Source organism: Streptomyces sp. HUAS 31, assembly GCF_028198125.1.
GTDB classification, from domain to species: Bacteria; Actinomycetota; Actinomycetes; order Streptomycetales; family Streptomycetaceae; genus Streptomyces; species Streptomyces chartreusis.
Genome location: NZ_CP116353.1, coordinates 7,879,675 through 7,905,215 on the forward strand (window position 1 = coordinate 7,879,675; position 25,541 = coordinate 7,905,215).

General features: G+C 71.5%; 27 protein-coding genes. 17 read left to right on the top strand and 10 right to left on the bottom strand.

Features of this window, described 5'->3' with window-relative positions:
• Positions 1–73: 73 nt before the first annotated feature.
• From PGH47_RS34910 to PGH47_RS34955, 10 genes are read left to right on the top strand one after another with little or no spacing between them, the layout of a single operon-like run.
• Positions 74–406 carry a gas vesicle protein GvpO gene (locus PGH47_RS34910; protein ID WP_271666724.1) on the top strand — a complete coding sequence of 111 codons (333 nt, stop codon included), beginning with the start codon at positions 74–76 and terminating at the stop codon, positions 404–406.
• A gap of 52 nt (positions 407–458) precedes the next feature.
• Complete coding sequence (locus PGH47_RS34915; RefSeq protein ID WP_030953062.1) at positions 459–884, top strand: gas vesicle structural protein GvpA; 426 nt, start codon at positions 459–461, stop codon at positions 882–884.
• Positions 881–1,648 carry a GvpL/GvpF family gas vesicle protein gene (locus tag PGH47_RS34920; RefSeq protein ID WP_271666725.1) on the top strand — a complete coding sequence of 256 codons (768 nt, stop codon included), beginning with the start codon at positions 881–883 and terminating at the stop codon, positions 1,646–1,648. Before PGH47_RS34915 ends, PGH47_RS34920 begins: the two co-directional genes overlap by 4 nt.
• Positions 1,649–1,652: 4 nt before the next feature.
• Positions 1,653–1,913: a gas vesicle protein GvpG gene (locus tag PGH47_RS34925; protein ID WP_030953067.1), complete on the top strand. Its 261-nt coding sequence runs from the start codon at positions 1,653–1,655 to the stop codon at positions 1,911–1,913.
• Positions 1,913–2,524 carry a DNA primase gene (locus PGH47_RS34930; RefSeq protein WP_271666726.1) on the top strand — a complete coding sequence of 204 codons (612 nt, stop codon included), beginning with the start codon at positions 1,913–1,915 and terminating at the stop codon, positions 2,522–2,524. Before PGH47_RS34925 ends, PGH47_RS34930 begins: the two co-directional genes overlap by 1 nt.
• On the top strand, positions 2,521–3,657 hold the full coding sequence (locus PGH47_RS34935) for an SRPBCC family protein (protein ID WP_271666727.1): 1,137 nt from the start codon (positions 2,521–2,523) through the stop codon (positions 3,655–3,657). The genes PGH47_RS34930 and PGH47_RS34935 overlap by 4 nt, the downstream gene beginning before the upstream one ends.
• Positions 3,654–4,001: a gas vesicle protein gene (locus PGH47_RS34940; protein WP_271666728.1), complete on the top strand. Its 348-nt coding sequence runs from the start codon at positions 3,654–3,656 to the stop codon at positions 3,999–4,001. Before PGH47_RS34935 ends, PGH47_RS34940 begins: the two co-directional genes overlap by 4 nt.
• A complete protein-coding gene (locus PGH47_RS34945; protein ID WP_271666729.1) occupies positions 3,998–4,792 on the top strand; it encodes a GvpL/GvpF family gas vesicle protein in 795 nt (264 codons plus the stop codon). Before PGH47_RS34940 ends, PGH47_RS34945 begins: the two co-directional genes overlap by 4 nt.
• Complete coding sequence (locus PGH47_RS34950) at positions 4,789–4,977, top strand: gas vesicle protein (protein WP_030953078.1); 189 nt, start codon at positions 4,789–4,791, stop codon at positions 4,975–4,977. Before PGH47_RS34945 ends, PGH47_RS34950 begins: the two co-directional genes overlap by 4 nt.
• Positions 4,974–5,258: a gas vesicle protein K gene (locus tag PGH47_RS34955; RefSeq protein WP_107908016.1), complete on the top strand. Its 285-nt coding sequence runs from the start codon at positions 4,974–4,976 to the stop codon at positions 5,256–5,258. The genes PGH47_RS34950 and PGH47_RS34955 overlap by 4 nt, the downstream gene beginning before the upstream one ends.
• A 24-nt stretch (positions 5,259–5,282) precedes the next feature.
• Here PGH47_RS34955 and PGH47_RS34960 read toward each other — a convergent pair whose 3' ends face one another.
• The 3 genes from PGH47_RS34960 to PGH47_RS34970 all read right to left on the bottom strand — a co-directional run bounded on the left by PGH47_RS34960 (position 5,283) and on the right by PGH47_RS34970 (position 8,009).
• Positions 5,283–5,453: a hydrophobic protein gene (locus PGH47_RS34960; RefSeq protein WP_107908017.1), complete on the bottom strand. Its 171-nt coding sequence runs from the start codon at positions 5,451–5,453 to the stop codon at positions 5,283–5,285.
• Between the two features lie 41 nt (positions 5,454–5,494).
• Positions 5,495–6,340 carry a methyltransferase domain-containing protein gene (locus tag PGH47_RS34965; protein WP_271666730.1) on the bottom strand — a complete coding sequence of 282 codons (846 nt, stop codon included), beginning with the start codon at positions 6,338–6,340 and terminating at the stop codon, positions 5,495–5,497.
• Positions 6,341–6,515: 175 nt separating this feature from the next.
• Entirely contained in the window at positions 6,516–8,009 is a 1,494-nt protein-coding gene (locus tag PGH47_RS34970) for a bifunctional phosphatase PAP2/diacylglycerol kinase family protein (RefSeq protein WP_271666731.1), read from the bottom strand.
• Positions 8,010–8,081: 72 nt separating this feature from the next.
• Between PGH47_RS34970 and PGH47_RS34975 the strand changes: the two genes are divergently transcribed.
• From PGH47_RS34975 to PGH47_RS34985, 3 genes are all read left to right on the top strand, one after another.
• On the top strand, positions 8,082–8,741 hold the full coding sequence (locus tag PGH47_RS34975) for a histidine phosphatase family protein (protein WP_271666732.1): 660 nt from the start codon (positions 8,082–8,084) through the stop codon (positions 8,739–8,741).
• Positions 8,742–8,917: 176 nt separating this feature from the next.
• A complete protein-coding gene (locus PGH47_RS34980) occupies positions 8,918–10,537 on the top strand; it encodes an ABC-F family ATP-binding cassette domain-containing protein (RefSeq protein ID WP_030956367.1) in 1,620 nt (539 codons plus the stop codon).
• Between the two features lie 320 nt (positions 10,538–10,857).
• The gene (locus PGH47_RS34985; protein WP_271666733.1) at positions 10,858–11,133 is read left to right on the top strand and encodes a DUF6158 family protein; all 276 of its coding nucleotides are present in this window, start codon (positions 10,858–10,860) and stop codon (positions 11,131–11,133) included.
• Between the two features lie 10 nt (positions 11,134–11,143).
• Here the strand turns inward: PGH47_RS34985 and PGH47_RS34990 are convergent, their stop codons facing one another.
• Entirely contained in the window at positions 11,144–11,713 is a 570-nt protein-coding gene (locus tag PGH47_RS34990) for a type 1 glutamine amidotransferase domain-containing protein (RefSeq protein WP_271666734.1), read from the bottom strand.
• 183 nt (positions 11,714–11,896) lie between these two features.
• Complete coding sequence (locus PGH47_RS34995) at positions 11,897–12,304, bottom strand: DUF2795 domain-containing protein (protein WP_271666735.1); 408 nt, start codon at positions 12,302–12,304, stop codon at positions 11,897–11,899.
• Between the two features lie 132 nt (positions 12,305–12,436).
• Between PGH47_RS34995 and PGH47_RS35000 the strand changes: the two genes are divergently transcribed.
• Entirely contained in the window at positions 12,437–12,589 is a 153-nt protein-coding gene (locus PGH47_RS35000; protein WP_271666736.1) for a hypothetical protein, read from the top strand.
• Here the strand turns inward: PGH47_RS35000 and fxsT are convergent.
• The 4 genes from fxsT to PGH47_RS35020 are packed head-to-tail and all read right to left on the bottom strand — an operon-like array spanning position 12,574 to position 21,151.
• Positions 12,574–16,350 carry an FxSxx-COOH system tetratricopeptide repeat protein gene (gene fxsT, locus PGH47_RS35005; protein WP_271666737.1) on the bottom strand — a complete coding sequence of 1,259 codons (3,777 nt, stop codon included), beginning with the start codon at positions 16,348–16,350 and terminating at the stop codon, positions 12,574–12,576. The genes PGH47_RS35000 and fxsT overlap by 16 nt on opposite strands.
• The gene (locus PGH47_RS35010) at positions 16,347–17,441 is read right to left on the bottom strand and encodes an AAA family ATPase (RefSeq protein ID WP_271666738.1); all 1,095 of its coding nucleotides are present in this window, start codon (positions 17,439–17,441) and stop codon (positions 16,347–16,349) included. Before PGH47_RS35010 ends, fxsT begins: the two co-directional genes overlap by 4 nt.
• A 42-nt stretch (positions 17,442–17,483) precedes the next feature.
• A complete protein-coding gene (locus PGH47_RS35015; RefSeq protein WP_271666739.1) occupies positions 17,484–19,298 on the bottom strand; it encodes a VMAP-C domain-containing protein in 1,815 nt (604 codons plus the stop codon).
• Between the two features lie 50 nt (positions 19,299–19,348).
• Positions 19,349–21,151 (bottom strand): thiamine pyrophosphate-requiring protein, encoded by a 1,803-nt coding sequence (locus PGH47_RS35020; protein WP_271666740.1) that lies wholly within the window; start codon positions 21,149–21,151, stop codon positions 19,349–19,351.
• A gap of 265 nt (positions 21,152–21,416) precedes the next feature.
• Here PGH47_RS35020 and PGH47_RS35025 point away from each other — a divergent pair, with 265 nt between their 5' ends.
• Entirely contained in the window at positions 21,417–22,208 is a 792-nt protein-coding gene (locus PGH47_RS35025; protein WP_271666741.1) for an RNA polymerase sigma factor SigF, read from the top strand.
• A 33-nt stretch (positions 22,209–22,241) separates the two neighbouring features.
• Here PGH47_RS35025 and PGH47_RS35030 read toward each other — a convergent pair whose 3' ends face one another.
• Complete coding sequence (locus PGH47_RS35030) at positions 22,242–23,369, bottom strand: GAF domain-containing protein (RefSeq protein ID WP_271666742.1); 1,128 nt, start codon at positions 23,367–23,369, stop codon at positions 22,242–22,244.
• 125 nt (positions 23,370–23,494) lie between these two features.
• Between PGH47_RS35030 and PGH47_RS35035 the strand changes: the two genes are divergently transcribed.
• On the top strand, positions 23,495–24,211 hold the full coding sequence (locus PGH47_RS35035) for an ANTAR domain-containing response regulator (RefSeq protein WP_271666743.1): 717 nt from the start codon (positions 23,495–23,497) through the stop codon (positions 24,209–24,211).
• Between the two features lie 219 nt (positions 24,212–24,430).
• A complete protein-coding gene (locus PGH47_RS35040) occupies positions 24,431–25,501 on the top strand; it encodes a hypothetical protein (protein WP_271668300.1) in 1,071 nt (356 codons plus the stop codon).
• Positions 25,502–25,541: the final 40 nt, after the last annotated feature.

The following is a 25,541-nucleotide window of genomic DNA, read 5'->3' on the forward strand; positions in this document are numbered from 1 at the left end:
CCGAATGAGGGCCGAAGAAGCCGTACCGAGTGTTTGACCCGCGTCTCTCAGGCCACTCGGCGTCGGAGGCGCCATGAATGATTCACAGAACACACCCAAGACATCCAGACGGCAGACGGGCGGGGCGAAGAAGCATCCGGCCCCCATGGAGGTCCTGCGACAGGCACGGACCCAGCTCGCCGAACTCACCGGTACGGAAGCGGAGAAGGTGACGTCCTTCGAACAGTCGGAGGACGGCTGGTCCCTCGAGATCGAGGTCCTGGAACTGTCCCGCGTGCCCGACACGATGAGCCTGATGGCGAGCTACCAGGTCGATCTCGACCCGGACGGACAGCTCACCGGATACCGGCGCGTGCGCCGCTACGAGCGTGGGCGTTCCGACGCACACAGGCCGGGCGGCCGCTAGACCGCCCGCCCGCGCCCAGCACACCGTCCCAAGTCAAGGAGGAACGTCCGGCATGACCGTAGTCCCTGCACAGCAGTCCGGCGGCGGAGGCGGCAGCAGCGGCCTCTACGACGTGCTGGAGCTCGTACTGGACAGGGGGCTCGTGATCGACGCGTTCGTGCGGGTCTCCCTGGTCGGCATCGAGATCCTGAAGATCGACATCCGGGTCGTCGTCGCCAGCGTGGACACCTATCTGCGCTTCGCGGAGGCGTGCAACCGGCTCGACCTGGAGGCCGGCCCACGCAAGGACCCGGGCCTGCCCGACCTCGTCGGGGAGATCACCGAGTCCGGTGCGAAGGGCAAGTCGAAGGGCGCGCTCTCCGGCGCCGCCGAAACCATCTCCGACGCCTTCAAGCAGGCACGCGAGGAAGGCGAGGAGCGACCCAGGCAGCGCACCCGTAAGTCCACGACGTCGCGCCGGAAGGAGGAGCAGGAGTGAACACGTACGTGTACGGCATCACCGCGAGCTCCCACCCCGCGCTTCCGAAGGACATGGGCGGCATCGGTGACCCGGCCCGCCCGGTGCGGGTGCTGAAGCAAGGTGCGCTCGCCGCCCTCGTCAGCGACGCGCCCGACGGGCTGCGTCCCAAGCGCAGGGAACTGCTCGCCCACTCCGCCGTACTCGCCGAGGCGGGCGCGGCCGGCTGCGTGCTGCCCATGCGGTTCGGCAGTGTCGCCCCCGACGACGACACCGTCAGCTCGGTCCTGGCAGAACGCTCCGAGCACTACGAGGAACGTCTCACGGCCCTCGACGGCAAGGTCGAGTACAACGTCAAGGCCTCGCACGACGAGGAGGCCGTGCTGCACCGCGTGATGGCCGAGAACCCGGAACTCCGGGCCATGACCGAGGCCAACAGGCAGGCGGGCGGCGGCACCTACGACCAGCGGCTCCACCTCGGCGAGATGGTGGTCGCCGCAGTCAAGGCCCAGGAGGCCGTGGACGCCACCGATGTGCAGCACACCCTGGAACCGGCCGCGGACGCCGTCAGCGTCGGCCCCGACTCCAGCGGCTGGCTCGCCAACGTGTCCTTCCTGGTGGACCGCGACGGGGCGGAGAACTTCCTCACCGCGGTCGAGCAGCTCCGCTCGGGCCATCCGCACCTCGAACTGCGCGTCAACGGCCCGCTGCCGCCGTACAGCTTCGTCGAGCCCGGCCCGGCCGAGCCCGCCATCACGAGCGCCGCGGAGCACGCGGAGGAGTGAGGTCATGGGACTGATCGGAGAGGTACTGCTGCTGCCGTTCGCCCCGGTGCGCGGCAGCGGATGGGTGATCAGACAGGTGCTGAGCGAAGCGGAACGCATCTACTACGACCCGAGTGCCGTGCGCGCCGAACTGGCGCGCCTGGAGGAGCGGTTGACCGCGGGCGAGATCGACGAGGAGGAGTTCGACCGTCAGGAGGACGAACTTCTCGACCGGCTCGAGATCGGCCTGCGCGCAGGCTATGGGAACAGTGACGGGACGGCATGATGAACCGAGTTGGACTGGGCCTCGCGATAGGGGCCGGATACGTCCTCGGACGTACGAAGAAGATGAAACTGGCGTTCGCGCTGGGCACGTTGGTGGCCGGCAAACGGCTGAACCTGACCCCGCAGGGGATCATGGACATGGTCTCCGGGCAGCTGAAGAACAACCCGCAGTTCAAGGAGATCGGGGACCAGCTCCGAGAGGATCTGCGCGGCGTCGGCCAGGCCGCCTCGGGCGCCATGGTCGAGCGGCAGCTCGACGCGTTCGCCGACCGGCTGCATGGACGTACCGCCGAGGTGCGCGAGCAGCTGACGGGCGCGGTGCCGACGCCGGATCTCGGTGCGAAGGACGAGGACGGCGAGGACCGCGACGACGAGCCGGAGGAGTCCGCGCAGGACTCCACGGACGACGAGGAGCGTGAGCGGCCCGCCCGCAAGGCCGCGGCCAAGAAGCCGGCGGCGAAGAAGACCGCGACGAAGGCGGCCAAGAAGGCCCCCGCGAAGCAGTCGGCGCCGAGGAAGAAGACGGCGGCGAAGCGGACCGGCGGCGCCGCCAGGTCGGCGGCCCGGCAGACGGCCGGGGCACGCCGGTCGAAGGGTGGTGACGGGTCATGACCGAGACACTCGGATCCGCGGGCTCCGCGGCCGGCAAGGCGGCGAAACAGCCATTGTCCGGCCTGGCCAACAGCGAGGCGGCCGACCGGCTCAAGGCAGAACTCCAGGAATACCTCGCCGCGCAGGCCACGCGTCTGCTGACCGGCGCGGGCCGCAAGCTCGGCGAGACCACCGGCAAGCTGAACGACATCGCCGAGGGCAACAGCCCGGGCTTCGCACAACTCGCCCTCGACGGCGGGCGCAAGCTCGCCGAGGGCAAGGGGCCGCTGCGCAGCGCGCTGGAACTCGGCGCAACCCGCGCGAAGGACAACGTCGTGAACGCGTTCAAGAACCTCGGCGGGGGCGGCAAGGGCAAGAAGAAGGGCGGGGCGGGCAAGAAGCCCACGGTCATCATCGAGCACATCGACGTGGGCGTGCCGCTGCGCACCGCCTACGACCAGTGGACCCAGTACCAGGACTTCAGCACCTTCGCCAAGGGCGTGAAGAGCGCGAACCGCGCCGACGACACGACCTCCGACTGGCAGCTGAAGGTGTTCTGGTCCAACCGGAGCTGGAAGGCGCACACCACCGAGCAGCTGCCGGACGACCGGATCGCCTGGACTTCGGAGGGTGCCAAGGGGACCACGAAGGGTGTCGTCTCCTTCCACCGGCTCGCCGACAGCCTCACCCGCGTCCTGTTGGTGATCGAGTACTACCCTTCGGGCTTCTTCGAGAAGACCGGCAACATCTGGCGCGCCCAGGGCCGCCGGGCCCGACTCGACCTCAAGAACTTCGTCCGCTTCATCACCATCAAGGGAGAGGCCGAGGACGGCTGGCGCGGCGAGATCCGCGACGGCGAGGTCGTGCGCACCCATGAGGACGCGGTCGCGGAGGAGGACGAGGAGGAGTACCAAGAGAACGAGGACGAAGACGGCGAGGGCGCCGAGAACCGCGAGGAGGGTGAGGACGCCGAGTACTCCGACGACGAGCCGGAGGACGAGTACGAGGAGGACGAGGAGGCCGAGGACGGCGAGGACGGCGAGGGCGAGGAGGAGCCCGAGGACGCGTACGAGGACGAGCCCGAGTACGAGGACGAAGCAGACGCCGAGTACGAGGACGAGGACGAGTACGCAGGCAGTGGGAGCCGGCGATGACCATGTCCAGCAGGCTGCCCGAGCCCTACAGCCAGGGCAGCGGAGCCAACCTCGCGGACATCCTGGAACGGGTGCTCGACAAGGGCATCGTGATCGCGGGCGACATCCGGATCAACCTGCTCGACATCGAGCTCCTGACCATCAAGCTCCGCCTCATCGTGGCCTCCGTCGACAAGGCGAAGGAGATGGGCATCGATTGGTGGGAGGACGACCCCGCGTTGTCCTCCCGCGCCCGCCGCAACGAACTGGCCAGGGAGAACGCCGAGTTGCGTGAGCGACTGGAGCGGCTCGAGCAGCTGGAGCCCGCCAGGGAAGGCGCCCGCGCACAGGAGGAGGCCCCATGACCGCTCTGCGTTACGTCTACGCCGTGTGCCGCCCCTTTCGCTCCGCCCTCCAGGCGCAGCTGACAGGGGTGGCCGGGGCGCCGCCCAAGCAGCTCACCCACCACGGCCTGGTCGCCGTCGTCAGCACGGTGCCCGAGGCGGACTTCGCCGAGGCGCCGCTGCGCGCCCACCTGGAGGACCTGGACTGGCTCACCGTCACGGCCCGCGCCCATCAGCAGGTCATCGACGCGCTCACCGCCGTCACCACGCCGTTGCCGCTGCGACTCGGCACGGTCTTCCGGGACGACAGCGGCGTACGGACCATGATGGAGGCGCGCGAGCAGGACTTCCTGCGCGTCCTTGACCGGCTGGAGGGCCGGGTGGAGTGGGGCGTCAAGGTGTTCGTGGAGAGAGAGCCCGCGGAAGCCGCCGAGCCCACCGCGCCCGGCCCGCCCGAGCACGCGGCGGGGTCGGGCCGTGACTATCTGCGCCGGCGCCGAATGCAGACACGCGCCCACGAGGACGTGTGGCAGCGGGCCACGGAATTCGCGGGCCGGCTGCACGAGACGCTTTCCGCTTTCGGTGAGGAGGCCCGGCTGCACGCCCCGCAGAGCGCCGCGCTTTCCGGGGCGTCCGGACAGAACGTGCTCAATGCCGCCTATCTGGTGCCGCGCGCGGATTCCGAGGAATTCGTGGAACTCGTGGACCGGGAGAAGGACGACGCCCCCGGAATCCGGGTCGAACTGACCGGGCCGTGGGCGGCGTATTCCTTCACCGGTGAGTTCGCAGAGGAGTCGGAGGTGGACCGGTGACCGTCGTCGAACGCCGTGAGGTCGCGCTCGTGGACCTGCTCGACCGGCTGCTCGCCGGGGGCGTCGTCGTCACCGGCGACATCACCCTGCGCATCGCCGACGTCGACCTCGTGCGCATCGACCTGAACGCGCTGATCAGCTCCGTCAACGAGCAGGTCCCGTCGCCCTGGGGAGAGTTGACATGACGTCACCGCGCAACCGGCTGGACCTCGACCCCGACACGGTCGAACGCGACCTCGTGAAACTCGTCCTGACGGTCGTCGAGTTGCTCCGCCAGCTCATGGAACGCCAGGCGCTGCGCCGCTTCGACACGGGCGAACTGGACGAGGAGCAGGAGGAGCGGATCGGGCTGACGCTGATGCTGCTGGAGGACCGGATGGCCGAACTCCGGGAGCGGTACGGGCTGCGGCCCGAGGACCTGAATCTGGACCTCGGGCCGCTCGGACCGCTGCTTCCCAGGGAGTGAATTCCACTCGGGAAGCGGATCAACTCACCATCGATACCAGCGTCCCCTGCCCCCTGCCGTGGTCGTGCCACGCATCACGAATCCCAGAAGCCATACGACGAGAACCACGATCGCGATCCACCAAAGGGCCTTCAACGCGAATCCGGCACCGAACAGAATCAGTGCCAGCAGCAGCACGAGCAGAATAGGAATCATAGTTCAACCTCCTGCTCGACGAGTTACCAATAATTCGCCGTTCAGGCTTCTTTCCGGCACAGAATCTCCCCGTGCAGCACGCTGAACCAGCCGTCGCCGCGCCGCCCCCACTCCCGCCAGGCCGCCGAGACCGCCCGCAGCTCCTCGGCGGTCGCGTGCCCGCCCTCCGTGGCCCGCTCGGCATACGCCGAGGCCAGCGTGCGGTCCGCCCACAGCCCGCTCCACCAGGCCCGCTCCTCCTCGGTCGAGAAGGTCCAGGTGCTCGACGTCGCCGTGACGTCGGTGAGCCCCGCTTGCAGTGCCCAGGACTTCAGCCGGCGTCCGGCGTCCGGCTCACCGCCGTTGGCGCGGGCGACCCGGCGGTACAGATCCAGCCAGTCGTCCATGCCGCGGGACGGCGGATACCAGGACATGGCCCCGTAGTCGGAGTCGCGGACCGCGATGAGGCCGCCCGGCCTGGTGACTCGCGCCATCTCGCGCAGCGCGCCCACCGGATCGCCGACGTGCTGCAGCACCTGGTGGGCGTGGACCACGCAGAACGTCTCGTCCGGGAAATCCAGGGCGTGCACGTCCGCCACCGCGAAGTCGACGTTCGGCACACCCCGCCCGGCTGCCGTGGCCCGGGCCTGCTCCAGGATCCCCGGCGCCCGGTCGACGCCCGTGACCTGTCCGTCCGGGACCAGGGCGGCCAGGTCCGCGGTGATCGTGCCCGGGCCGCAGCCGACGTCCAGGATCCGCATGTGCGGCTTCAGCGAGTCGAGCAGGTAGGCCGCCGAGTTGGCCGCGGTGCGCCAGGTGTGCGAACGCAGCACGGACTCGTGGTGCCCGTGTGTGTAGACGGCGGTCTCCCGCGCCTTGGAGTGTCCGTCCGGCTGTGCCTTCGACATGCCTGATCCCCTCGTCTCGTCGTACCGGCTCACGGAGCGCGCGGCGCCGCCGGGCGGTACTCGACACCGTACGCCCGCATGTCGAATGCTGAGACCTCCGTTTCGCAATGTGGACAGACGGTGTGGGCAGACAGTGTGGACTGACAATGGGGACCGACAGGGTGTCGGAAGCGGATCAGGAGCCGGTCAGCGGACGGTAGACCGTCAGTGCCTCCGGCAGCTTCTCCAGCGTCACCTCGCCGCCCACCTCGGTGACTTCACCGTCGTAGGCGAGCAGCGCCCCCGGAGTGACGCCCGTCAGCCGCAGCCGGCCGACCTGGACCGCCGCGTGCGCGGGGGAGCGGGTCAGCGGCCCCGCGACGGCCGCGGCGAGCAGGCGCAGCGCGGGCCGCCGGCCGCCGTGCACGACCCGTACGTCGAGCACCCCGTCCGCGAGGTTCAGCCGGCGCGCGGGCGCCAGGCCCAGCCGGTGGTAGGTGCCGTTCCCGGCGAACAGCAGCCACAACGGGTGCGAGCGGCCCGCCACTTCGGCCTGGAGCGGATGGCGGTCCCGGCGCAGCACGCGCAGCGCCGCCACCACTCCGGCCGGCCAGTCGCCGATCCGGGGCGCGAAGCGGTCGCGCTCGACCACCAGCTCCGGATACACGCCGAGACTGCACGTGTTGAGGAACAGCCCCTCCTGCGCACCGGACCTGAAGCGGCCCACGTCCACGCGCACCGCCTCGCCGCGCTGGACGGCCCGGCCGAGATCGCGTTCGCTCTCCACACCCAGGTCGAGGGCGAAGTGGTTCAGCGTGCCACCGGGCAGCACGGCCAGGGGCAGATCGTGGCGCAGCGCCACCTCGGCCGCCGCGTTCACCGTGCCGTCGCCGCCGCACACCCCGAGCACCTGGGCGCGGGCCGCCGCCTTGTCCAACTCGGCCGCGATGTCCGCCGGTTCGCACTCGACGAGCTCGGCACGCGGCAGCAGGTCCAGCAGGGCGTGCACCCGGTCGGAGGTGCCCGCCGCCCTGTTGGACACCACGATCAGGCCGTCCCCCTCGGTCAGCGCGGGGACGTCCGTACGGGGCCGGGCCGGCGGGACCTGCCGGGCACGCGTGGGCACCATGCCCCGTACGGCGAAGGCGGCGCCCGCCCCCAGCGCCGCGCCCGCCAGCACATCGCTCGGGAAGTGCACGCCGGTGTACACCCGCGACAGCGCCACCGACCAGGCGATCGGCGCCACCGCCAGGCCCCAGGCGGGCGACTCCAGGGCGACACCGGTGGCGAACGCGGCCGCCGAGGCGGCGTGCCCGGACGGGAACGAGGTCGTGATCGGCTGCCGCTTCAGCTGCCGGACCAGCGGGACGGGATCGAGCGTGGGCCGGGTCCGGCGCACCGACCGCTTGCCGACCGTGTTGATGGTCAGCGAGGCGAGGCTCAGCGAGGCCAGGCCCCGCACCGCGGCCCGGCGGGCCCGTGGCGTACGGCTGGCGGCGATGACGGCACCCGCCGCGAACCACAGCAGCCCGTGGTTCGCGCTCCGGCTCAGCCGCGGCAGGATCCGCTCGGCGTACGGCCAGTGCTGCTCGGCGGCGAACTCGAACAGCCGCGAGTCGAGTGAGAGGAACCGGTCGCGCAGGGCGTGCCGGCCGGGCTTGAGGACGGTGAGGTCGACGTCTGGGCTCATACAGGGCTGGGTACCCTGAAGTGGCCGATTGCTGTCCGGCCGACGGTGACCGACACACGGAGGAACCCGTAGATGCGCATGCTGCTCGTCCGCCACGGCCAGACCCCGACCAATGTGGACTACCTCCTCGACACCGCCGTCCCCGGCCCCGGTCTCACCGAGCTCGGCGAACGGCAGGCCGCCGCGCTGCCGGCCGCTCTGAGCGGCGAGGACATCGAGGCGATCTACGCCTCCACCCTCGTTCGCACCCAGCTCACCGCCGCCCCGCTGGCCGCCGCCCGCGGCCTGGACGTGATCGTCCGCGCCGGCATCCGCGAGGTGTTCGCGGGCGACCTGGAGATGCTGCCGGGCGACACGGAGGCCGGGCACGTCTACATGAGGACGGTGTTCGCCTGGGCGGCGGGCGACACGGAGCTGCGCATGCCGGGCGGCGAGAGCGGTGCGGAGGCACTCGCGCGCTACGACGCGGTGGTCGCCGAGGCCGCCGGCAGCGGGGCCGGGACGGTCGCCCTGGTCAGCCATGGCGCCGCGATCCGTATGTGGACGGCGGCCCGGGTGGCCAATGTCGACGTCGCCTTCGCGGGGGCGCATCCGCTCGACAACACCGGCGTGGTGGTCCTGGAGGGTTCGCCCGAGGACGGGTGGAAGGCGTTGTCGTGGGCGGGCGCGGTCGTGGCGTCGACGGGGGAGAGCGGACCGGCCGGGCAGACCGTGGAGGAGGACCTGCCGTAGCGGCCGTCTCGTAGCCGCCCGTCTCGCGTAGCAGCCCTCTCGTAGAACCCCGCTCGTGGAGGCCCTGTCGTGGAGGCCCTGTCGTGGAGGCCGAAGGAGGCCCGGGGGCGGTTTCTCGCCCGCCTCCGCGGATAACGGTTTGCCCGCGCTCCGAGGCGGCCCGCACAATCCGCTCCATGGGACATCTGGAAGCCGCGCACCTCGAGTACTACCTCCCCGACGGGAGGGCGTTGCTCGGCGACGTGTCCTTCCGTGTCGGGGAGGGGGCCATCGTGGCGCTGGTCGGACCCAACGGCGCCGGCAAGACGACCCTGCTGCGACTGATCTCCGGGGAGCTGAAACCGCACGGCGGCACCGTCACGGTCAGCGGCGGTCTCGGGGTGATGCGCCAGTTCGTGGGATCCGTACGGGACGAGACGACCGTCCGCGATCTGCTGGTGTCGGTCGCGCCGCCCCGGATCCGCGCGGCCGCGCAGGCCGTCGACGCCGCCGAGCACGCCATCATGACCGTCGACGACGAGGCCGCCCAGCTGAAGTACGCGCAGGCCCTCTCCGACTGGGCCGAGGTGCGCGGGTACGAGGCCGAGACGCTGTGGGACATGTGCACCACGGCCGCGCTCGGCGTGCCGTACGACAAGGCGCAGTGGCGGCAGGTGCGCACCCTGTCCGGCGGTGAGCAGAAGCGGTTGGTGCTGGAGGCGCTGCTGCGCGGCACCGACGAGGTGCTGCTGCTCGACGAGCCCGACAACTACCTCGACGTGCCCGGCAAGCGGTGGCTGGAGGAGCGTCTGAAGGAGACCCGCAAGACGGTCCTCTTCGTCTCCCACGACCGGGAGCTGCTGGCCCGCGCGGCCGAGAAGATCGTGTCGGTGGAGCCCTCGCCGGCCGGGGCGGACGCCTGGGTGCACGGCGGCGGCTTCGGCACCTATCACGAGGCCCGCCGCGCCCGGTTCGCCCGCTTCGAGGAGCTGCGCAAACGCTGGGACGAGAAGCACGCGCAGCTGAAGAAACTCGTACTGACACTCCGTCAGGCAGCAGAGAACAGCCCCGACATGGCCTCCCGCTACCGGGCCGCCCAGACCCGGCTGCGCAAGTTCGAGGAGGCGGGACCGCCGCCGGAGCCGCCGCGCGAGCAGGACATCCGGATGCGGCTGAAGGGGGGCCGCACCGGAGTGCGGGCCGTCACCTGCGAGAGCCTCGAACTCACGAACCTGATGAAGCCGTTCTCGCTGGAGGTCTTCTACGGCGAGCGGGTCGCGGTCCTCGGCTCCAACGGCTCCGGCAAGTCGCACTTCCTGCGGCTGCTGGCCGGCGACGACGTGGCGCACACCGGGCAGTGGAAGCTCGGCGCGCGGGTCGTGCCCGGGCACTTCGCCCAGACCCACGCGCACCCCGAGCTGCTCGGCCGGACCCTCCTGGACATCCTGTGGAAGGAGCACGCCCAGGACCGGGGCGCCGCGATGTCCCGGCTGCGCCGCTATGAGCTGACCCAGCAGGCCGAGCAGACGTTCGACCGCTTGTCCGGCGGCCAGCAGGCCCGCTTCCAGATCCTCCTGCTGGAGCTGCAGGGCGTCACGGCCCTGCTCCTCGACGAGCCCACCGACAACCTCGACCTGGAGTCCGCCGAGGCGCTCCAGGAAGGGCTGGAGGCATTCGAGGGCACGGTACTGGCGGTCACCCACGACCGCTGGTTCGCCCGCTCCTTCGACCGCTACCTGGTCTTCGGCAGCGACGGACGGGTGCGGGAGACCGCGGAGCCGGTGTGGGACGAGCGGAGGGTCGAGCGGGCGCGATGACGCACGCGCGCCGGTTCGACCGGCTCGTGCGGCACGGCGCGCCGCCCCGACCGCCCTGTGCGGCAGCCGTTCGCGCACGGCCCGTCACTCCCGGTGCCCGTCGACGACGACAGGCCGGTCTCACCCGCACGGGCGAAGATCGCGCCCCGGGCCGTCGGGCGCCGCGTACGGGCTCTGTCCGCCGTGCGCCCGGTATGCGCCGACACGCACGGAGGCCCGGGGACCCCGCTGTTCGTACAGTGGATGCAGAAGGCGAGACCCAAGGCTGTCTCCCGTACACCGCCCGCGGGCCCGTGCTCACGGGCGGGTACAGGGACCGCATGGTTGAACACGACGAGCGGGGCACCACCATGACCGGAGTCGACCCCGGCCGGCTGGACGACCAACAGCTCATGAAGGAGCTGGAGAACATCCACCGGACGCGCCACGACACGCTGCTGTACGGCTCGAACGACGCGCTTCGGGCCCACAACGAACGGATGGCGCAGCTGGAGGGCGAGTATCTGCGCCGCAACCCACGCCGCACGGTGGCCTCGGGCCGCACCCGCGAGGGCGCCCGCGACCGGGCACCGGGCGGGGCGACGCCGCCGATGTGAGCGTGGCTTCCTACAACGGCCGCCCTTCTCGCACGGTCGCCCTCGACTCCCTGGCGAACACTTCGAGGAACGTCTCGCAGAACGCCTTCAGGTCGTCCGGCCTACGGCTGGTGACCAGCGCGTTCGGGCCGTGGTCGCAGATCCGTACCTGCTCGTCGACCCAGGAACCGCCGGCGTTGCGGATATCGGTCTGCAGGCTCGGCCATGAGGTGAGCACCCGCCCCCGTACGACGTCCGCCTCCACCAGCGTCCAGGCCGCATGGCAGATCGCCGCGACCGGCAGGCCCCGGTCGAAGAAGTCCCGCACGAAGGCGACGGCCTTGCGGTTCATCCGCAGATAGTCCGGGTTGGCAACCCCGCCGGGCAGCACCAGCGCGCCGAAGGTGCCGGCCGACGTCTCGCCCACGACCTCCTGCACGGGGAACTTCTCCGCCTTGTCGAGATGGTGGAACGCCTGGATCGTGCCCGGCTTCGTCGACACGAGCACCGGCTCGTGCCCGGCGTCCACCGCCGCCTGCCAAGGGTCGGTGAGCTCGATCTGCTCGACGCCCTCGGGGGCGGTCAGAAAAGCGATACGCATGATGTCTCAGTGTCCTTCCGCGACCCTGTGAGGGGCCTCGTGACTACGTCGTGCGCCGGCCTTGCCGTCGCGACCGCGGAACCGGCACCGGCGGTCGACCGGTTGCCCCGGTCGACCGCCGGAGGACGCTGAACGCCCGCGCACTCATGTGTCCGAAGCGGGGCGTTGTGCGCCCATCTCGTGCTACCGGCTCCTGCGCCGGGCGGCGGTCTGTCGCTCCTCGCCGGTCACGGCCTCGGCCAGCTCCTGGACGTTTGCATAGTGCGACGTTCGCGACAGCCGCTCCAACGACTCGACCAGGGCGTCGGGCGCGTACCCCCGGCGCAGCTCGCGGATCAGGTCCCGCGGGGTCGCCGGGAAGGCGCTTCGGCCGAGGAACCGCGCGAGCTCCAGCCGTACCGTCGCCAGCGACGCCGCCGACGTCCCCGGAGCCACCGGACCACCCGCGACCTGCGGGTCGTCCTCGGCGGACGGCTCCGGATCGTGCCACTCCTCGGTCCGGGTCGGATGTCCGGACCGCAGCAGCCCTTGGAGTTCGTGCTTCATCTCGTCGTCGCGGTGAACGCTCAGCCGGTCACTGCCTCGCTGCATGACTCCCTCCAGATCTTCGGGTCTGCGGTCCGCGTACCCGATGAGAGAGGACCGACACGGGGGTTTGCATCCCGGAAGGAGGGTGACCCGGACCGGTACCCCCCACGAACGATCCGGGGAAGGACCCAGGCCATGGCACTGCTCACCGTGCTTCTCCCGCTACTGATGCTCGGCGTGGTGCTGGCGTTGGGGCGGTACGAGGACCTCCTGCTGCCACGGGAGCAGGACCCCCTCGACCCGACCGCACCGCCGGCCCCGACAGTGAGCCGTCACGCCTCGGGCTGACCGCTATCAGGTCCGCCATGCCGTAGGGCGGCGAGAACGGACTCGGTACGCCGGGTGTCGGGGTGGTGGATGCCGAGGACCCGTTGCTGACGTCCGTACGTCTCCTCCGCCACGCCCTGCGCCTCGCCCGGCCGCAGGCTCTCGGCGAGCCGCCTGGCGAGGACGGACGCAGTGCGCAGGGTGTCCGGGTGATCGTCCCCGAGAGTCCGGCGGCGACGCTCGTGGATGTCCTGGGTCAGCCGTAGCGCTCTCCCCGACAGTCCCAGCCGTGCCAGGCGGTCGGCGAGATGGGAGGCCGCGGTGAGCGTGCGCGGATGATCGGCGCCGCGTGTCCGGCGGCGACGCTCGTACGTCTCCTCCGCCAGGACCCGGGACTCCTCCAGTTGTCCCGCCTCGGCCAGGACCACGCTGAGGTGGGACGCGACGCGCAGGGTGTCCCGGTGGTCGGGCCCGAGCGAAGCCGTCCAGCCTTCGTGGAGTTCCCGCAGCCGACGCAGGACGATCTCGGTCTCGTCCCGGTCGTAGAGGTAGCGGCAGGCCTCACCGGCGGCTTGCCGGGCTGCCGACGTCGTGAGATCCCGGGGGGCGACGGCCAGCAGATGGGCCAGCAGGGCCGGCCAGTGTGCCCTGGTCGCGGGGTCGGGCACTCCACTGGGGAATGCCGAGGAGAGCAGCCGACCGGCGTCACCGGCGGCCCGGCGACGCTCGTCGGCGGAGAGATCCCCGCGGAGAACGGCCTTGGTGAGCTGATGCAGTTGCAGAGTGCCGTCGGACACCCGGGCCAGCCCGATCTCACTCACCTCCTTCAACAGCCGTTGCCGGGCCCTGAGGTCGGCCAGGGCCCGGCCCAGACGGGAGGCGTCCTTCCCTGCGGGGACGCAGGCGTGCAGGGGGAAGGGCTCCGTGGCCGGCAACAGCGCGCAGGCGTCGAGCAGGTCCGCCGCCACGGGATCGCGCCGACGCAGACGCAGGGCGCTCTGTCGGATCACGGCGACCACCGGCGGTGTCCATCCGGGCTGCCCGGCGACCTCGCGGGCCAGGCCGCGCAGAAAGACTTCCAGGCTCATGGTGGACAGCAGGGCGCCTGCCATCTCCAGGGCCAGCGGAAGATGGCCAAGGGCCTCCGCCAGCCGCTCGGCGTCCCTCGCGGACAACTGCGGCCGTCGGCTGCGCAGCAGTGCCACGGATGCCTTGACCGACAGCACGTCCAGGGAGACGGCCGGGATGTTCAGCCGCAGGTTCGCGTCGCGGGAGGTGACCAGGACGTGCCCGGGCCCGTCGGGAATGTGGGTGACGACCGCAGGGTCGTCGGCGTTGTCGAAGACGAGGAGCCAGCGGGGCCGGGAACGCAGCTCGGCCGCCAGGGCGGGCAGGACGGCTCCCGGCGAGGTGCTGGGTCGGGTCACACCCATGACCAGCGCCAGCCTCTCCATTTGCTCGGGGATCCGCGCGAGCTTGTCGGCCGACACCCACCACACCACGTCGTACTCACCACTGAAGCGGTGCGCGTACTCGACGGCGAGCCTGCTTCGTCCGCCCCCGCCGTGTCCGTGCCGGGCGATGACGGCGACGCGCCCCTCATGGGCCAGCCGCACACGGATGTCGGCGAGCTCGCTCTCCCGGCCGGTGAACCCGGAGCCACGCGCGGGAAGGTTCGACACCCGCGGAGGTGTGCCGGGCAGCTTGGGCCCCCCGTCCCTTCCCCGCCGCAGTCGGCCCGGCCGACCGGCGGGGAGGAATTCCGCACGGCCGCCGAACGGGCTCCGCACCGCGCGCAGCAGGGCCTCCCGGGCCTCCTGCTCACCCAGCCCGGACAGGGTCGGCAGAGGCCGGCCGAGCGGAGGGTACGAGGTCTCGTCGAGGCTGATCGGGACGACGTCACCGACCAGGGTGAGAAAGTCGAGTCCCTTCGGGAAGAGGGGCCGCTCGGGGCCGGGATAGTGCCGGGAGAACAGGGCGAGGACCCGGGTACCGGGCCGCTCCAGCTCGTGCCGCAACCGGCCGACCAGGTCGTGCCCCGGCTCCGGTCCCCACTCGTCCAGCACGGCCTCGTAGCCCGCGTCCAGTACGTGCCAGGCGGCCCACTCGGCCCACGCGCGGTCCCTGCCCACATGGCTGATCAGGACGCACGGTTGGGTGCTTCCCCACCTGCCCGGCCCTTCGCCGCCGGCGGGCGCAAGGGCGTGCCCGAGCCGTGTCACCCCCGCAGCGGAGGGCGCGGCGAAGGCCTCCCCGGCCACGGACACGGTCGCCTGATCGCGGTCGACGCCCATGAGGGCCGCGTCGAAAGCGCGCGGATGCCCGATCCGGGGTTCCAGGAAGGCCGCCACCTCGTCGCGCAGCAGCTCCAGGACCCTGCTCACATCGCTGTGGTACTGAGCGTTGAGGAGTGCGTCGCGGACATCGGGAGTGAACTCGAAGCGCGGCTCGCCGTGTTCGGCGTCCTCGGCCGTGCCCTCGGCCCGGTGCAGCATCCCGCCGAGGAAGACCTCGGCCAGTTCGCTTCGGGACGATTCCGGCAGCATGGCCCGCTGCACCACCCGCGCCACCGGAAGGGTGACCGTGGACAGTGCCGACAGCAGCCCGGCCAGCTGCCAGGACCGGGGCGACGACGATCTGCGGAACCGCAGGATCGCCGCGTCCGCGTCCGTCGTTCCGGTTGGTGGGGTCGGGTGGGACGGCAGTCTCTCGCGACGCCGTCCCCGCGCTCCGTGCCGCAGCAGCAGAGCGGCCGTCGGGGTCCAGTGGCCGCTGCCCGCGGTCATCTCGGCCCAGCCGCGCAGTGGTCCGGGCTCGAGCTCCACCACGGGAACCGCCAGGGCCGGTCGGCGACGTGAGTCGAAGCGGCGGGAGGGCTCAAGGCCCCATCGCGAGTTCGGCGCCCCCGGCTGCGGCACCCGCAGCGACACCGGCGTCGGTGCGGCGCCGCCGCGGCTCCACAGCGAGCTGGGCAGCAGATGCATGAGGCTGACGTGGGAGCGCTGCGCCCAGTCGAGCAACAGGCGTTCCGCCGTCGCATCGTGCCAGATGGAGCCCACCGTGTCGCTGAGGACGACGATGAGCTGGTTCCCGGTGGGGTCGAGGATCTCGCGGTGGTGGCGGGCCGGTCGGCCCACCGACGGATGCGGGCGCACCTCGACCCCGGAGCCGTCGGGGGCGGGGGAGAGGTTCCAGCGGCGGATGTCGCGGAACGCGCCGAGTCGGGCCAGTCCTTGGTGGATTTCCCGGACCTCGTTGTGCCACAGAGCCATTGAGGGGCTCGTGTCGACGACCAGGGTGAGGCAGAGCCGGCGGGCCGGTTCGGGGCGCAGGACGGGGACCATGATGTCCTCGTCCACGAGTCGCGTGACCGTCGCCTCTTCGTCCAGTTCGAACGCGGTGCGGGACGGCACCTTGCGGGTGAGCGGCTTCAACGCCCTTGTCAGCGCAAGACCGTGCGGCAGTGCGGCCTCCGCCGGGACGTGCACGGGGGCCGCGAGCCGCTCCCGTGGCGCAGGCCGGCGGGAGCCCCGGATGTGCAGGGTTGCCTGGCGAGCGGAGCCGGTGCTGTCGACGGGCTCTGCGGGCCGTGGTGTCGGATCCTCCTTGGATTCCGGTGTCTCGGCCGGGGACTCCTCCGGTTCCGCGTCGGGCTCGTCCTCGGTACCGGACGAACGGCCGTCCAGGACGTGCTGGGCGAGCCAGAGGATGTCCGCCAGTTCCTCGGGGCCGGGGTCCTCGACCCCGCCCTCCCGCAGGAGATCCAGGAGGTGGGAGATCACGTCGCGTCCGGCCCGCTGAGCGGCTGCAGGGTCGCGTCTGCCAACTGCCTGATCTCCTCCGGGGCCGTCCACGCTCCGGCCAGGCGCAGCTGCACGGCGTTGAGCAGCTGGTCCGTGCCCAGTTCACCGCGCTCGCGCCGACTCAGGAACGTGCGGATCAGACCATTAGGGCCGGTCGCCGTCGCCACGGCGTCGGGCCCGATGCGCCGCTCGATGATGCGCAGCAACTTCTCCTCCTCCGGCAGGTCGATGGTCAGCCGGATGCAGCGGCGCAGAAACGCCGGCGGGAACTCCCGCTCGCCGTTGCTGGTGAGGACGACCACGGGGAAGGCCCGGCACTGCACCTGACCCGCGGTGATCCGGGCCCGTACGCCGGGATCGTCGGTTCCCACGGTCATGGTCTGCTGGTGATCCGCGAGCCGGGCCAGCTCCGGGATGTCGAAGCGCCCTTCGTCCAGAACGGTCAGCAGGTCGCCCGGCAGATCGATGTCGCACTTGTCGATCTCGTCGACGAGCAGGACGCGAGGGCGCTCGGCGGGCAGGAACGCGGTGCCCAGGGGGCCCAGCCGAAGATAGCGTCCGATGCCGTCCGCAGCCGCCTTCCGGTCCGACGGCCGTTCCTCCTCGGTCTCCCGGTCGCCTTCGTCCGCCTCCGGTGACTCGTCCGAGGCCGCGCGCATGCGCGCGAGGTTGGCGTCCTCCAGGCGCCGTAGCGCGTCGTACCGGTAGAGGCCGTCGCGCAGCGTGGCCCGGCTGGTGATGGGCCACCGCAGCACCGGACCGAGTCCCAGGTCGTGCGCGATGCTGTACGCCAGCGTCGACTTTCCCACCCCCGGCACGCCTGTGACCAGCAGCGGGCGCCGCAGGAGGAGCGCCGTGTTGACGAGGTCGATCTCGTTGTCGTCGGCGAGGTAGCCCGCCCCGCGCTCACGGTCCGCCGCGTACCGCTCGTCGTCGAGCGAGGGCACGATGTGGCCCGGGTCGATCTCGCCCTCGAACACCCGCCATGGCGGCCGGTGTTCGGTGAGCCGGGCGAGGTGCCGGTGCGTCGGCACCGCCGGGTCGCCCTTGTAGATCCACCAGTCCTTCACGGCACCTCCGGTTGGTCTCCGGCAGCGTGCCGGACGGTCGTGTCACGCGATCAGGTTCGTGTCGCTCAACGGGTCCGCGGCCGGCGAGTGGTTGGGGTCGTCCCACAGGAGGACCACGCTCGCCCGGGCCGCGTCGGGCACCTTCGTGCTCCGGCGCAACTTCGCCACCGTGTCCGGCAGTTCCGCCACGTCGGCCACGCTGTGCAGGTCCAGCAGCGCATCCAGCGGCGGTACGTCGGGGTCACCGCGATGGCTGTCGCGCTGCCAGACGATGATCGGCATTCCGGCGTCCAGCGCCGCGTACACGCTCGACCGGGCCGGCGTCGTCGACACCGCGACGCACACCGGGTGGTCGTTCCTGCGCCACTCGCCGACGCGCTCGTCCAGGCTGTCGACGTCCTCCTCCGCCACCCACGCCGTGGGCCGCTCGGCATGGCCGTTGCGCCGGGTCAGCCACTGCCAACGGCGGGACCACAACTGCGGCAGGTCGAACTCGCAGCGCTCGTCCGGGCAGCGGACCACGACCTGGTAGAGCTTGCCGAGCGAGCGCGTCCCCCTGGGAAGTTGCAGTGGCCACTGCTCGAACGCCTCCTCCAGCAGGCCGTCGAAGACGGCGAACTCGATGCGCTCCAGCTTCGTACCCGGGCCCTGCTTCCCGTCGGTGAGCGCCTCCGCGAGATTGCGCATGCATTCCTGAAGCAGGTCGCGCGCCCCGTCCATGTCCACCACCATCGACGACCCGTCCTCGGGTGGCTGAAGGCGGCGCGGCTGTCTACCGTCCGTCGTGCGCAGCCATATCTCCGCGTAGTACCGGTCCGGCCGCTGGGGATGCTCCGTGAGCCGCACGGTCAGCGTCGCCTCACCGCGTTTGATGCCCGGGGCGTCGGGCAGCGTCGGCAGCTCCCGGCTGTCCAGGAACCGGCTCACCCACGTGGCCAGCGCCGATGCGCGCTGCTGGTCGGCCGGGCTCTCACCGGCGGCGTAACCGGCCGCGAGGGCGTGTGCGAAGGCGACCGGCTTGGGCACCGCGCCCGGAGCGTGACGGCGCTCGCCCAGATCCTCGGCCCATGCATACAAGTCGCCCTCGGGTGTGCCGTACGGTGCGGCGGCCTGTCCCGGACCGCCCGGGGCTCCGAAGGACCACTGGTACGCCTGCCCGGCCCAACTCTCCGGCCGCACGTCCTTGAGCAGCCCGGCCAACTGCCGCCAGGCGGCCTCGTCCAGCCCGCCCGACGGCATGCCCGCGGGCGCAGCGGCGGGCGTCACCACGTCTTCGGCGGGGGAGCACGGCGAGGACGCCGCCAGCAAGGACGGGCGGGTGCCGTACACGGGGATCGGACCGAGCGGCGGCTCGACGCGCTCGGGTTGGTCCGTCATGTAACGCACGAGCTGCTCGATGCCCGCCGAGTTGAGCGACGGTACACGGAAGCGGCTGATTCGCACGGCTCCCAGGAACGAGGGCAGTTCCCTCTCACTGCGTCCGGGCAGGATGACCAGGAGGACCTTCCGGAACCAGGCTCTGTAGTTCTCATAGAGCTCCGTGCCCAGCAGAGTGGCCTCGAAGGAGACTCCGAGTCCCACCCCGTCCTGCTCTTCGTGGTCACCGCGGATCTTGTACGCGGGAGACGCGACGACGAGGACGTAGTCCGCGTCGGCGTACTGCCGCATCATCCACCGTGGCCAGTCCTGGGGCTGCACGCCGGCGTAGAGATCGACCTTCGCGTCGAGACCACCCTGTGTGCGCAACAGCTCGTAGAGCGTCTCCACCTTGTCGACGTGATGCTGGTCGTCATGGGCGTAGGAGATGAAGACCCGCGGTCTTCCCGCCCCGACGGCCATGTCCGCCCCGTACTCCATCCCCCGTGCCCCCTCCCGCGCAGGAACTCAGAGTAGTCGGGCGAACCGGTTCAGTTGGGCTTCTTCTCCCGTCCCGACAGGAACTCCTGCATCTTCGACTTGAAGCCCTGGCGGATCATCGAGCCTCGGTCGGGGTCGCCCTTCAGGATGGATGTGGCCGTTGCCTCCAGTTGGTCCCAGGTGGCGTGCGGGGGGATCGGGGGGACGGCCGGGTCCGTGCGGAAGTCGAGTACGGCGGGGCCGTCCGACTCCAGGCCCGCGCGCCAGGCCGGTTCGACGTCCTCGGGCTTCTCCACGCGGATGCCGGTCAGGCCGAGGGAGCGGGCGAAGGCGGCGTAGTCGACGTCGGGGAGTTCCTGGGAGGGAAGGAAGGACGGGGCGCCCTCCATGGCGCGCATCTCCCACGTGACCTGGTTGAGGTCGCGGTTGTTGAACACGGCCACGACCAGGCGCGGGTCATTCCAGAGGTGCTTGTACTTCGCCGCCGTGATCAGCTCCGCCAGCCCGTTCATCTGCATCGCCCCGTCCCCGACCAGGGCGATCGCCGGACGGTCCGGGTGAGCGAACTTGGCTCCGATCGCGTACGGCACACCGCAGCCCATCGTCGCCAGCGTCCCCGACAGCGACGCGCGCATGCCGGACCGCATCGTGAGGTGGCGCGCGTACCAGTTGGCAGCCGAGCCCGAGTCGGAGGAGACGATCGCGTCGTCGGGCAGCAGCGGGTCCAGGGCGCGGGTGACGTACTCCGGGTTGATCGGGTCGGCCGACAGCCCCGCGCGCCGCTCCATGACGTCCCGCCAGCGCACCACGTTGTCGCACACCGTGTCGTACCACTCGCGGCCCCGCTCCTCGGCGGCGATCAGCGGGATCAGCCGCTCCAGCGTCGCCTTCGCGTCGCCGACGAGATTCACCTCGTACGGATACCGCATCCCGACCATGTGCGGATCGATGTCGATCTGCACACCGCGCGCCTTGCCGAAGTCCGGCAGGAACTGCGAGTACGGGAAGGAGGATCCGATGGTCAGCAGTGTGTCGCAGTCCCGCATGAGTTCGTACGACGGGCGGGTGCCCAGCAGGCCGATCGCGCCGGTGACATAGGGCAGTTCGTCGCTCAGGACGTCCTTGCCGAGCAGCGCCTTCGCCACGCCGGCGCCGAGCAGTTCGGCGATCCGCTCCACCTCGGCGCGTGCGCCTGCCGCGCCCTGGCCGACCAGGATCGCCACCTTGTCACCGGTGTTGAGGATCTCCGCGGCCCGCCGCACCGAGTCCTCCGAGGGGACCGCCGTCCAGGAAGTGCGGTCCAGGCTGGAGGGCACCATCTTGAACTCGTGCGTGGGCGGCGTGTAGTCGAGCTCCTGGACGTCGCCGGGGATGATGACGGCCGTGGGGGCCCGGCGCGCGTACGCCGTACGGATCGCCCGGTCCAGGACGTTCGGCAGCTGCTCGGGGACCGTCACCGTCTCCACGAAGTCCGAGGCGACGTCCTTGAACAGCGTGTGCAGGTCCACCTCCTGCTGGTACGAGCCGCCCATCGCGGTGCGGTGCGTCTGGCCGACGACCGCCAGGACGGGCACATGGTCGAGCTTGGCGTCGTACAGGCCGTTCAACAGGTGGATCGCGCCCGGTCCCGAGGTCGCCGCGCACACCCCGAGCCGTCCGCTGAACTTGGCGTATCCGACCGCCTGGAACGCGGACATCTCCTCGTGCCGGGACTGGACGAAACGTGGCTGGTTCTCGGCCCGGCCCCAGGCGGCGAGCAGCCCGTTGATGCCGTCGCCGGGGTACCCGAAGACCTGCTCCACACCCCATTCGCGCAGGCGCTCAAGGACATGGTCGGCGACTTTGCTGCTCATACGGGACCTCCCGGTCCGATCGGGGGCCGGCCCTCCGAGCGAGGGCTGTGCGGCAGGGCTACGAGTGACCCCGGCGGCAAGCGGAAAACCCGCGTGAGTGTTTGAGGACGGTGAGTGAGGGCAGGCGGACGAACAGTGCTTCGGACAGGAGGCACGTCCGTGGGAACGGCGAGATCCGCCACGGGTGTGTCCGATACCGGAGCGCGCCCGCACTCCCGCGGTTGACCGTCCAAGCCAGAGCACAACCAAGGGAGTTGCGACGCACATGCCCACACCAGTGAGCGCGAAGCACCACCCGCACGACGACGCCCCCGACACCGCCGAGGACTTCCGCCGGCTGGCCGCACTGCCCGAAGGACCGCAGCGCGACACCCTCCGCGGGCGGATCGTAGAGGCGTGGCTGCCCATGGCCGACCGGCTCGCCGGACGCTTCCGCAGCCGCGGCGAGAGCTTCGAGGACCTGCGGCAGGTCGCCGCCCTCGGCCTGGTCAAGGCCGTCGACCGATACGACCCCGAGCGCGGCAACGCCTTCGAGAGCTACGCCGTGCCCACCATCACCGGCGAGATCAAGCGGCACTTCCGCGACCACATGTGGACGCTGCACGTGCCCCGCCGGGTACAGGACCTGCGCAACCGCGTGCGGTTCGCCGTGCACGACCTGCAGACCGTCTCCGGCCGCATGCCGTCCAACGCCGAGATCGCCGCGCACGCGGACATGACCGAGGCGGACGTCCGGGTCGGCCTGGAGGCGCTGGAGAGCTTCACCGCCCTGTCGCTGGACGCGGAACTGCCCGGTAGCGACGACGGCTACTCGCTCAGCGACGCGCTCGGCTCGGCCGATCCCGCGCTGGACACCGTCGTCGACCGCGAGTCCGTCAAGCCGAGGCTCGCCGCGCTGCCCGAACGGGAGCGGGCGATCCTCTACATGCGGTTCTTCGGCGACATGACGCAGAGCCGGATCGCGGAGCAGTTGGGCATCTCGCAGATGCATGTGTCCCGGCTGATCAGCCGGTGCTGCAACCGGGTGCGGGAACAAGTGCTCAGTGATGTGGCCTGAGGGCCGCACCTGGAGACGGTCCGAGGGCCGCTCCTAGGGGACTTCGGTGGCCGCCAGCGACATGTGGCGGGACATCGTGTCCAGTGCCTTCGCCTCCGCCATGGAGAACGGGGGCCGGGCCCCGCATCTGAAGAGGGTCAGGGTGCCCCGCACGGTGCCGCCGGCCGTCAGGGGGACGCACAGCAGTGACGTGACGTTCGCCTGGACGAGTACGGGGGCACCCTGCGGGTCCCTCCCGAAGGCGTCCGGGTCCTCCGGACGTACCTGGAGCGACGGGGATCCGGTGCGCGCCGTCTCCGTGACCAGGGGACACGTGGCCGGATCCTGCGCCGCGAGCGCCGTGGCCTCCTCGGGCGAGGGGGCCAGCACCGCCGTACGCGTCATCGGCGAGGCGGTGGCGTCGGCGATCACCCAGTCGGCGAAGCCGCCGTGCAGGACCTGGGCCGCCCGCCGCAGCACCGACTCGCGGTCGCCGCGCGGTGCGCTCAGCAGGGCCGTCGTCATCTCGTCCAGCAGATCCATCAGCGTCGCGTGCCGGGTCGTCTCGGCCAGGTCCGGGACCCGGGTCGTCTGCGGGGCCGGCCGGGTCGGCGGTTCGAGAGCCCCGAGCGCGCCGGGCTGCATCACCACCAGGACCGTGGGGTGCGGCTCCCCGCTCGGACGTACGGCGGTCAGGGTCGCGTGAACCGGTGCCGACGGGTGCTGCTGGAGATGCACGGTCAGACTGCGGTCGCCCTCGCCGCGGGCCACGGCGGCGGCCTGCGAACGGAACGCGGCCCGGTCGGCGTGGGCGAGGAGGCCGGACAGCGGGCGGCCCGTCGCATAGCCCGAGCGGACACCGGTGAAAACGGTCGCCGCGAGGTTCAGCCGGCGTACCACCGCCTCCCGGTCCACCAGCGCGACCGGGAGCGGGAACTGCTGGAACACCGCCCGCAGCAGATGCTGCTCCTGACGGTCGGCGGAGGCCGTACGGGGCAGCCCGGCCGAGGACAGCCGCTCGTACCGGGGCCACAACTGATCGGCGACATGGTCGAGTTCGAAGATGGCCGCGTCGAGGACCGTCGGCAGGTCCTCTCCCGTCACGGACCGCGCCGTTTTCAATTCAGCGACGCGGCGCACGAAATCCGCGAGCTCCTCACCGAATCCGTCCGTCTTCTCCATGGGCATGAACCTAGCTCGCGGCGACGCGTTCCGGGGCAGCGGGGATCCAACCGGTTCCTGCTTGTTCTACGACCGTTTTCCCCGGCCGGGAGGGGGAACGCGCAGAAGAGAGGGAGGAGTTGACGATGCCCGCTCGCGACCGTGTGGGTCACTGGGGAGACGAGTCCGCCGAAGCCGCCCTTCCCGGGCGCAGATTGTCGGCCCTGGCCGAACAGGCCGCGCGCTGCACCGCCGACTGCTGCGGCGCCAGCAGCATGGTGGCCGAGGCGGGAGCCGACCGGCCCGCCGCCGTCACCCACCCCGACCTGGCCGGACTCGTCGCCGTGCAGCTCCGCTCCGGGGACGGGCCCATTCCGGCCGCCCTGGAAGGCGGTGAGCCCGTCGACTCGGTCGATCTGCTGCACGACGAGCGCTGGCCGGAGTACCGCGCGCTGGCGCTCGACTCCGGCGTGCGCTCCAGCGTCACGCTGCCGTTCCGCCGGTCCGGCCTGACGGTGACGCTGAGCCTCTACAGCTTCCGTCCGGGCGCCCTGGACGACGCCCGGCACGGGCCCGTGCACGCGCTCGGCGAATTCGCCGCGAGCTGCATCGTCCGCGACCGCTCCTACCGCGCCGCGCTCACCGAGCTGGACCACCTGGGCGCCGCCCTGCGCTCCCGGCCCGTCGTCGACCAGGCCTGCGGCATCGTCATGCACGTCCTCGGCTGCGACGCCGACGCCGCGTTCGGCGTACTCCGCCGCATCTCACAGGGCACGAACCGCAAGCTGGCGGACGTCGCGGCCGGGGTGGTCAGCAGGCGGGGGCGGGGGCTCGAGCGGGATCTGGCGGCGTTGCTGAACTGATCGGGTGGGGTGAGTGGGGGCCGGGGGCGAGAGGGCCCGGACGGCCCGAGGACGGGAGAGGCCGGCGCGCTCGTCGGGGCGTGTCGTGTCACCCGCTCGGCCCTCCCCAATCCCGCGAATGGGGTCCGGCCGCGCGCGCCAGGGCCGCGGGCGGGCTGTCATGGCTGCGGGGGCACGACCGCCGTTCCCCCGCAGCCGTCGGCCGAAGGAGTTCACCCCATGCGCCGCACCGCCCGCGCCCTGTCCGTCGCCGCTCTGACGGGTGTCGCCCTGGGCGCCCCCGCCTCGGCCGCCTCCGCGGACCCGGCCGCGGAGGTCAGTCCGGGCACGGTCGCGCCGGGCGGCAGCGTCACCGTCTCGGTCACCTGCGACGCCCTCGACGGGTCCGCGCCCGCCACCCTCCAGGCCACCTCCCAGGCGTTCGAGGAAGGCACCGTCGAGCTGAAACGGGCCTCCGGCACGGACGAGAAGGCCGCCGGGCCCGTCTACCGCGGCAGCGCCCGGGTTCCCCCGGCCGAGAGCTTCGAGGGCGACCCGGACGCGGCCGGAGCCGAGTCCGACTGGACGGTCGACGGGACCTGCCCGGCGGCGGGCGGCGGCGAGGGCAAGGAGTGGAGCGCGACGTTCACGGTGGCGCGCGAGAGCGGCGGTGCCGGGAGCGTGGGCGCTGGGAGTGACTCCGATCCGACCGACTCCACTCTGACCGACTCCACTCTGAGCGACTTGAACGTGAGCGACTCCGGCGGGGGCAAGGGGAGCGACACGGGTGGCAAGGGCGAGAGCGGGGGCCACCAGGGTGGCAGCGGCGGTGGTGGCACCGGCGGTGGCCATACCTGCAAGGACCCCGAGTCCGACTGGACCGGAGCCGAGAAGGCCGAGCCCTACGCGGCCGAGTCGGAGGCCGGCAAGGCCGAACCCGGGTGGGACGGCGCCGAAACCGAAGGGACGGGCGGACTCGGCGCGACCGACATCGGGGAACTCGGAGAGGAAGGGCTCGACACCGGCGGCACGGACACCGGCGGGAGCGGGGCCGGCGGGACCGGTGGAACCGACGCCGGTGGAACCGACGCGAGCGGAGTCGCACCCGAGTGGGACGCCGGAGCCGGCAAGAAGGAACCCGGAGCGGACGACTGCGGCGGGGCGACCGACCAGCACGGTGTGCAGGCCGGTACCGGCGGCACCTTCACCGACTCCGTCCCCGCGCTGGTGGCCGGCGGCGTACTGATCGCGGGTGCGTTCGGAGGTGCGGCGTACCGGCTGCGTCGCAGGACGACCACCCCGGAGGACTGATCTCGCAGCATGGATCTCGCCGGACCGAGCCGTACGGCGA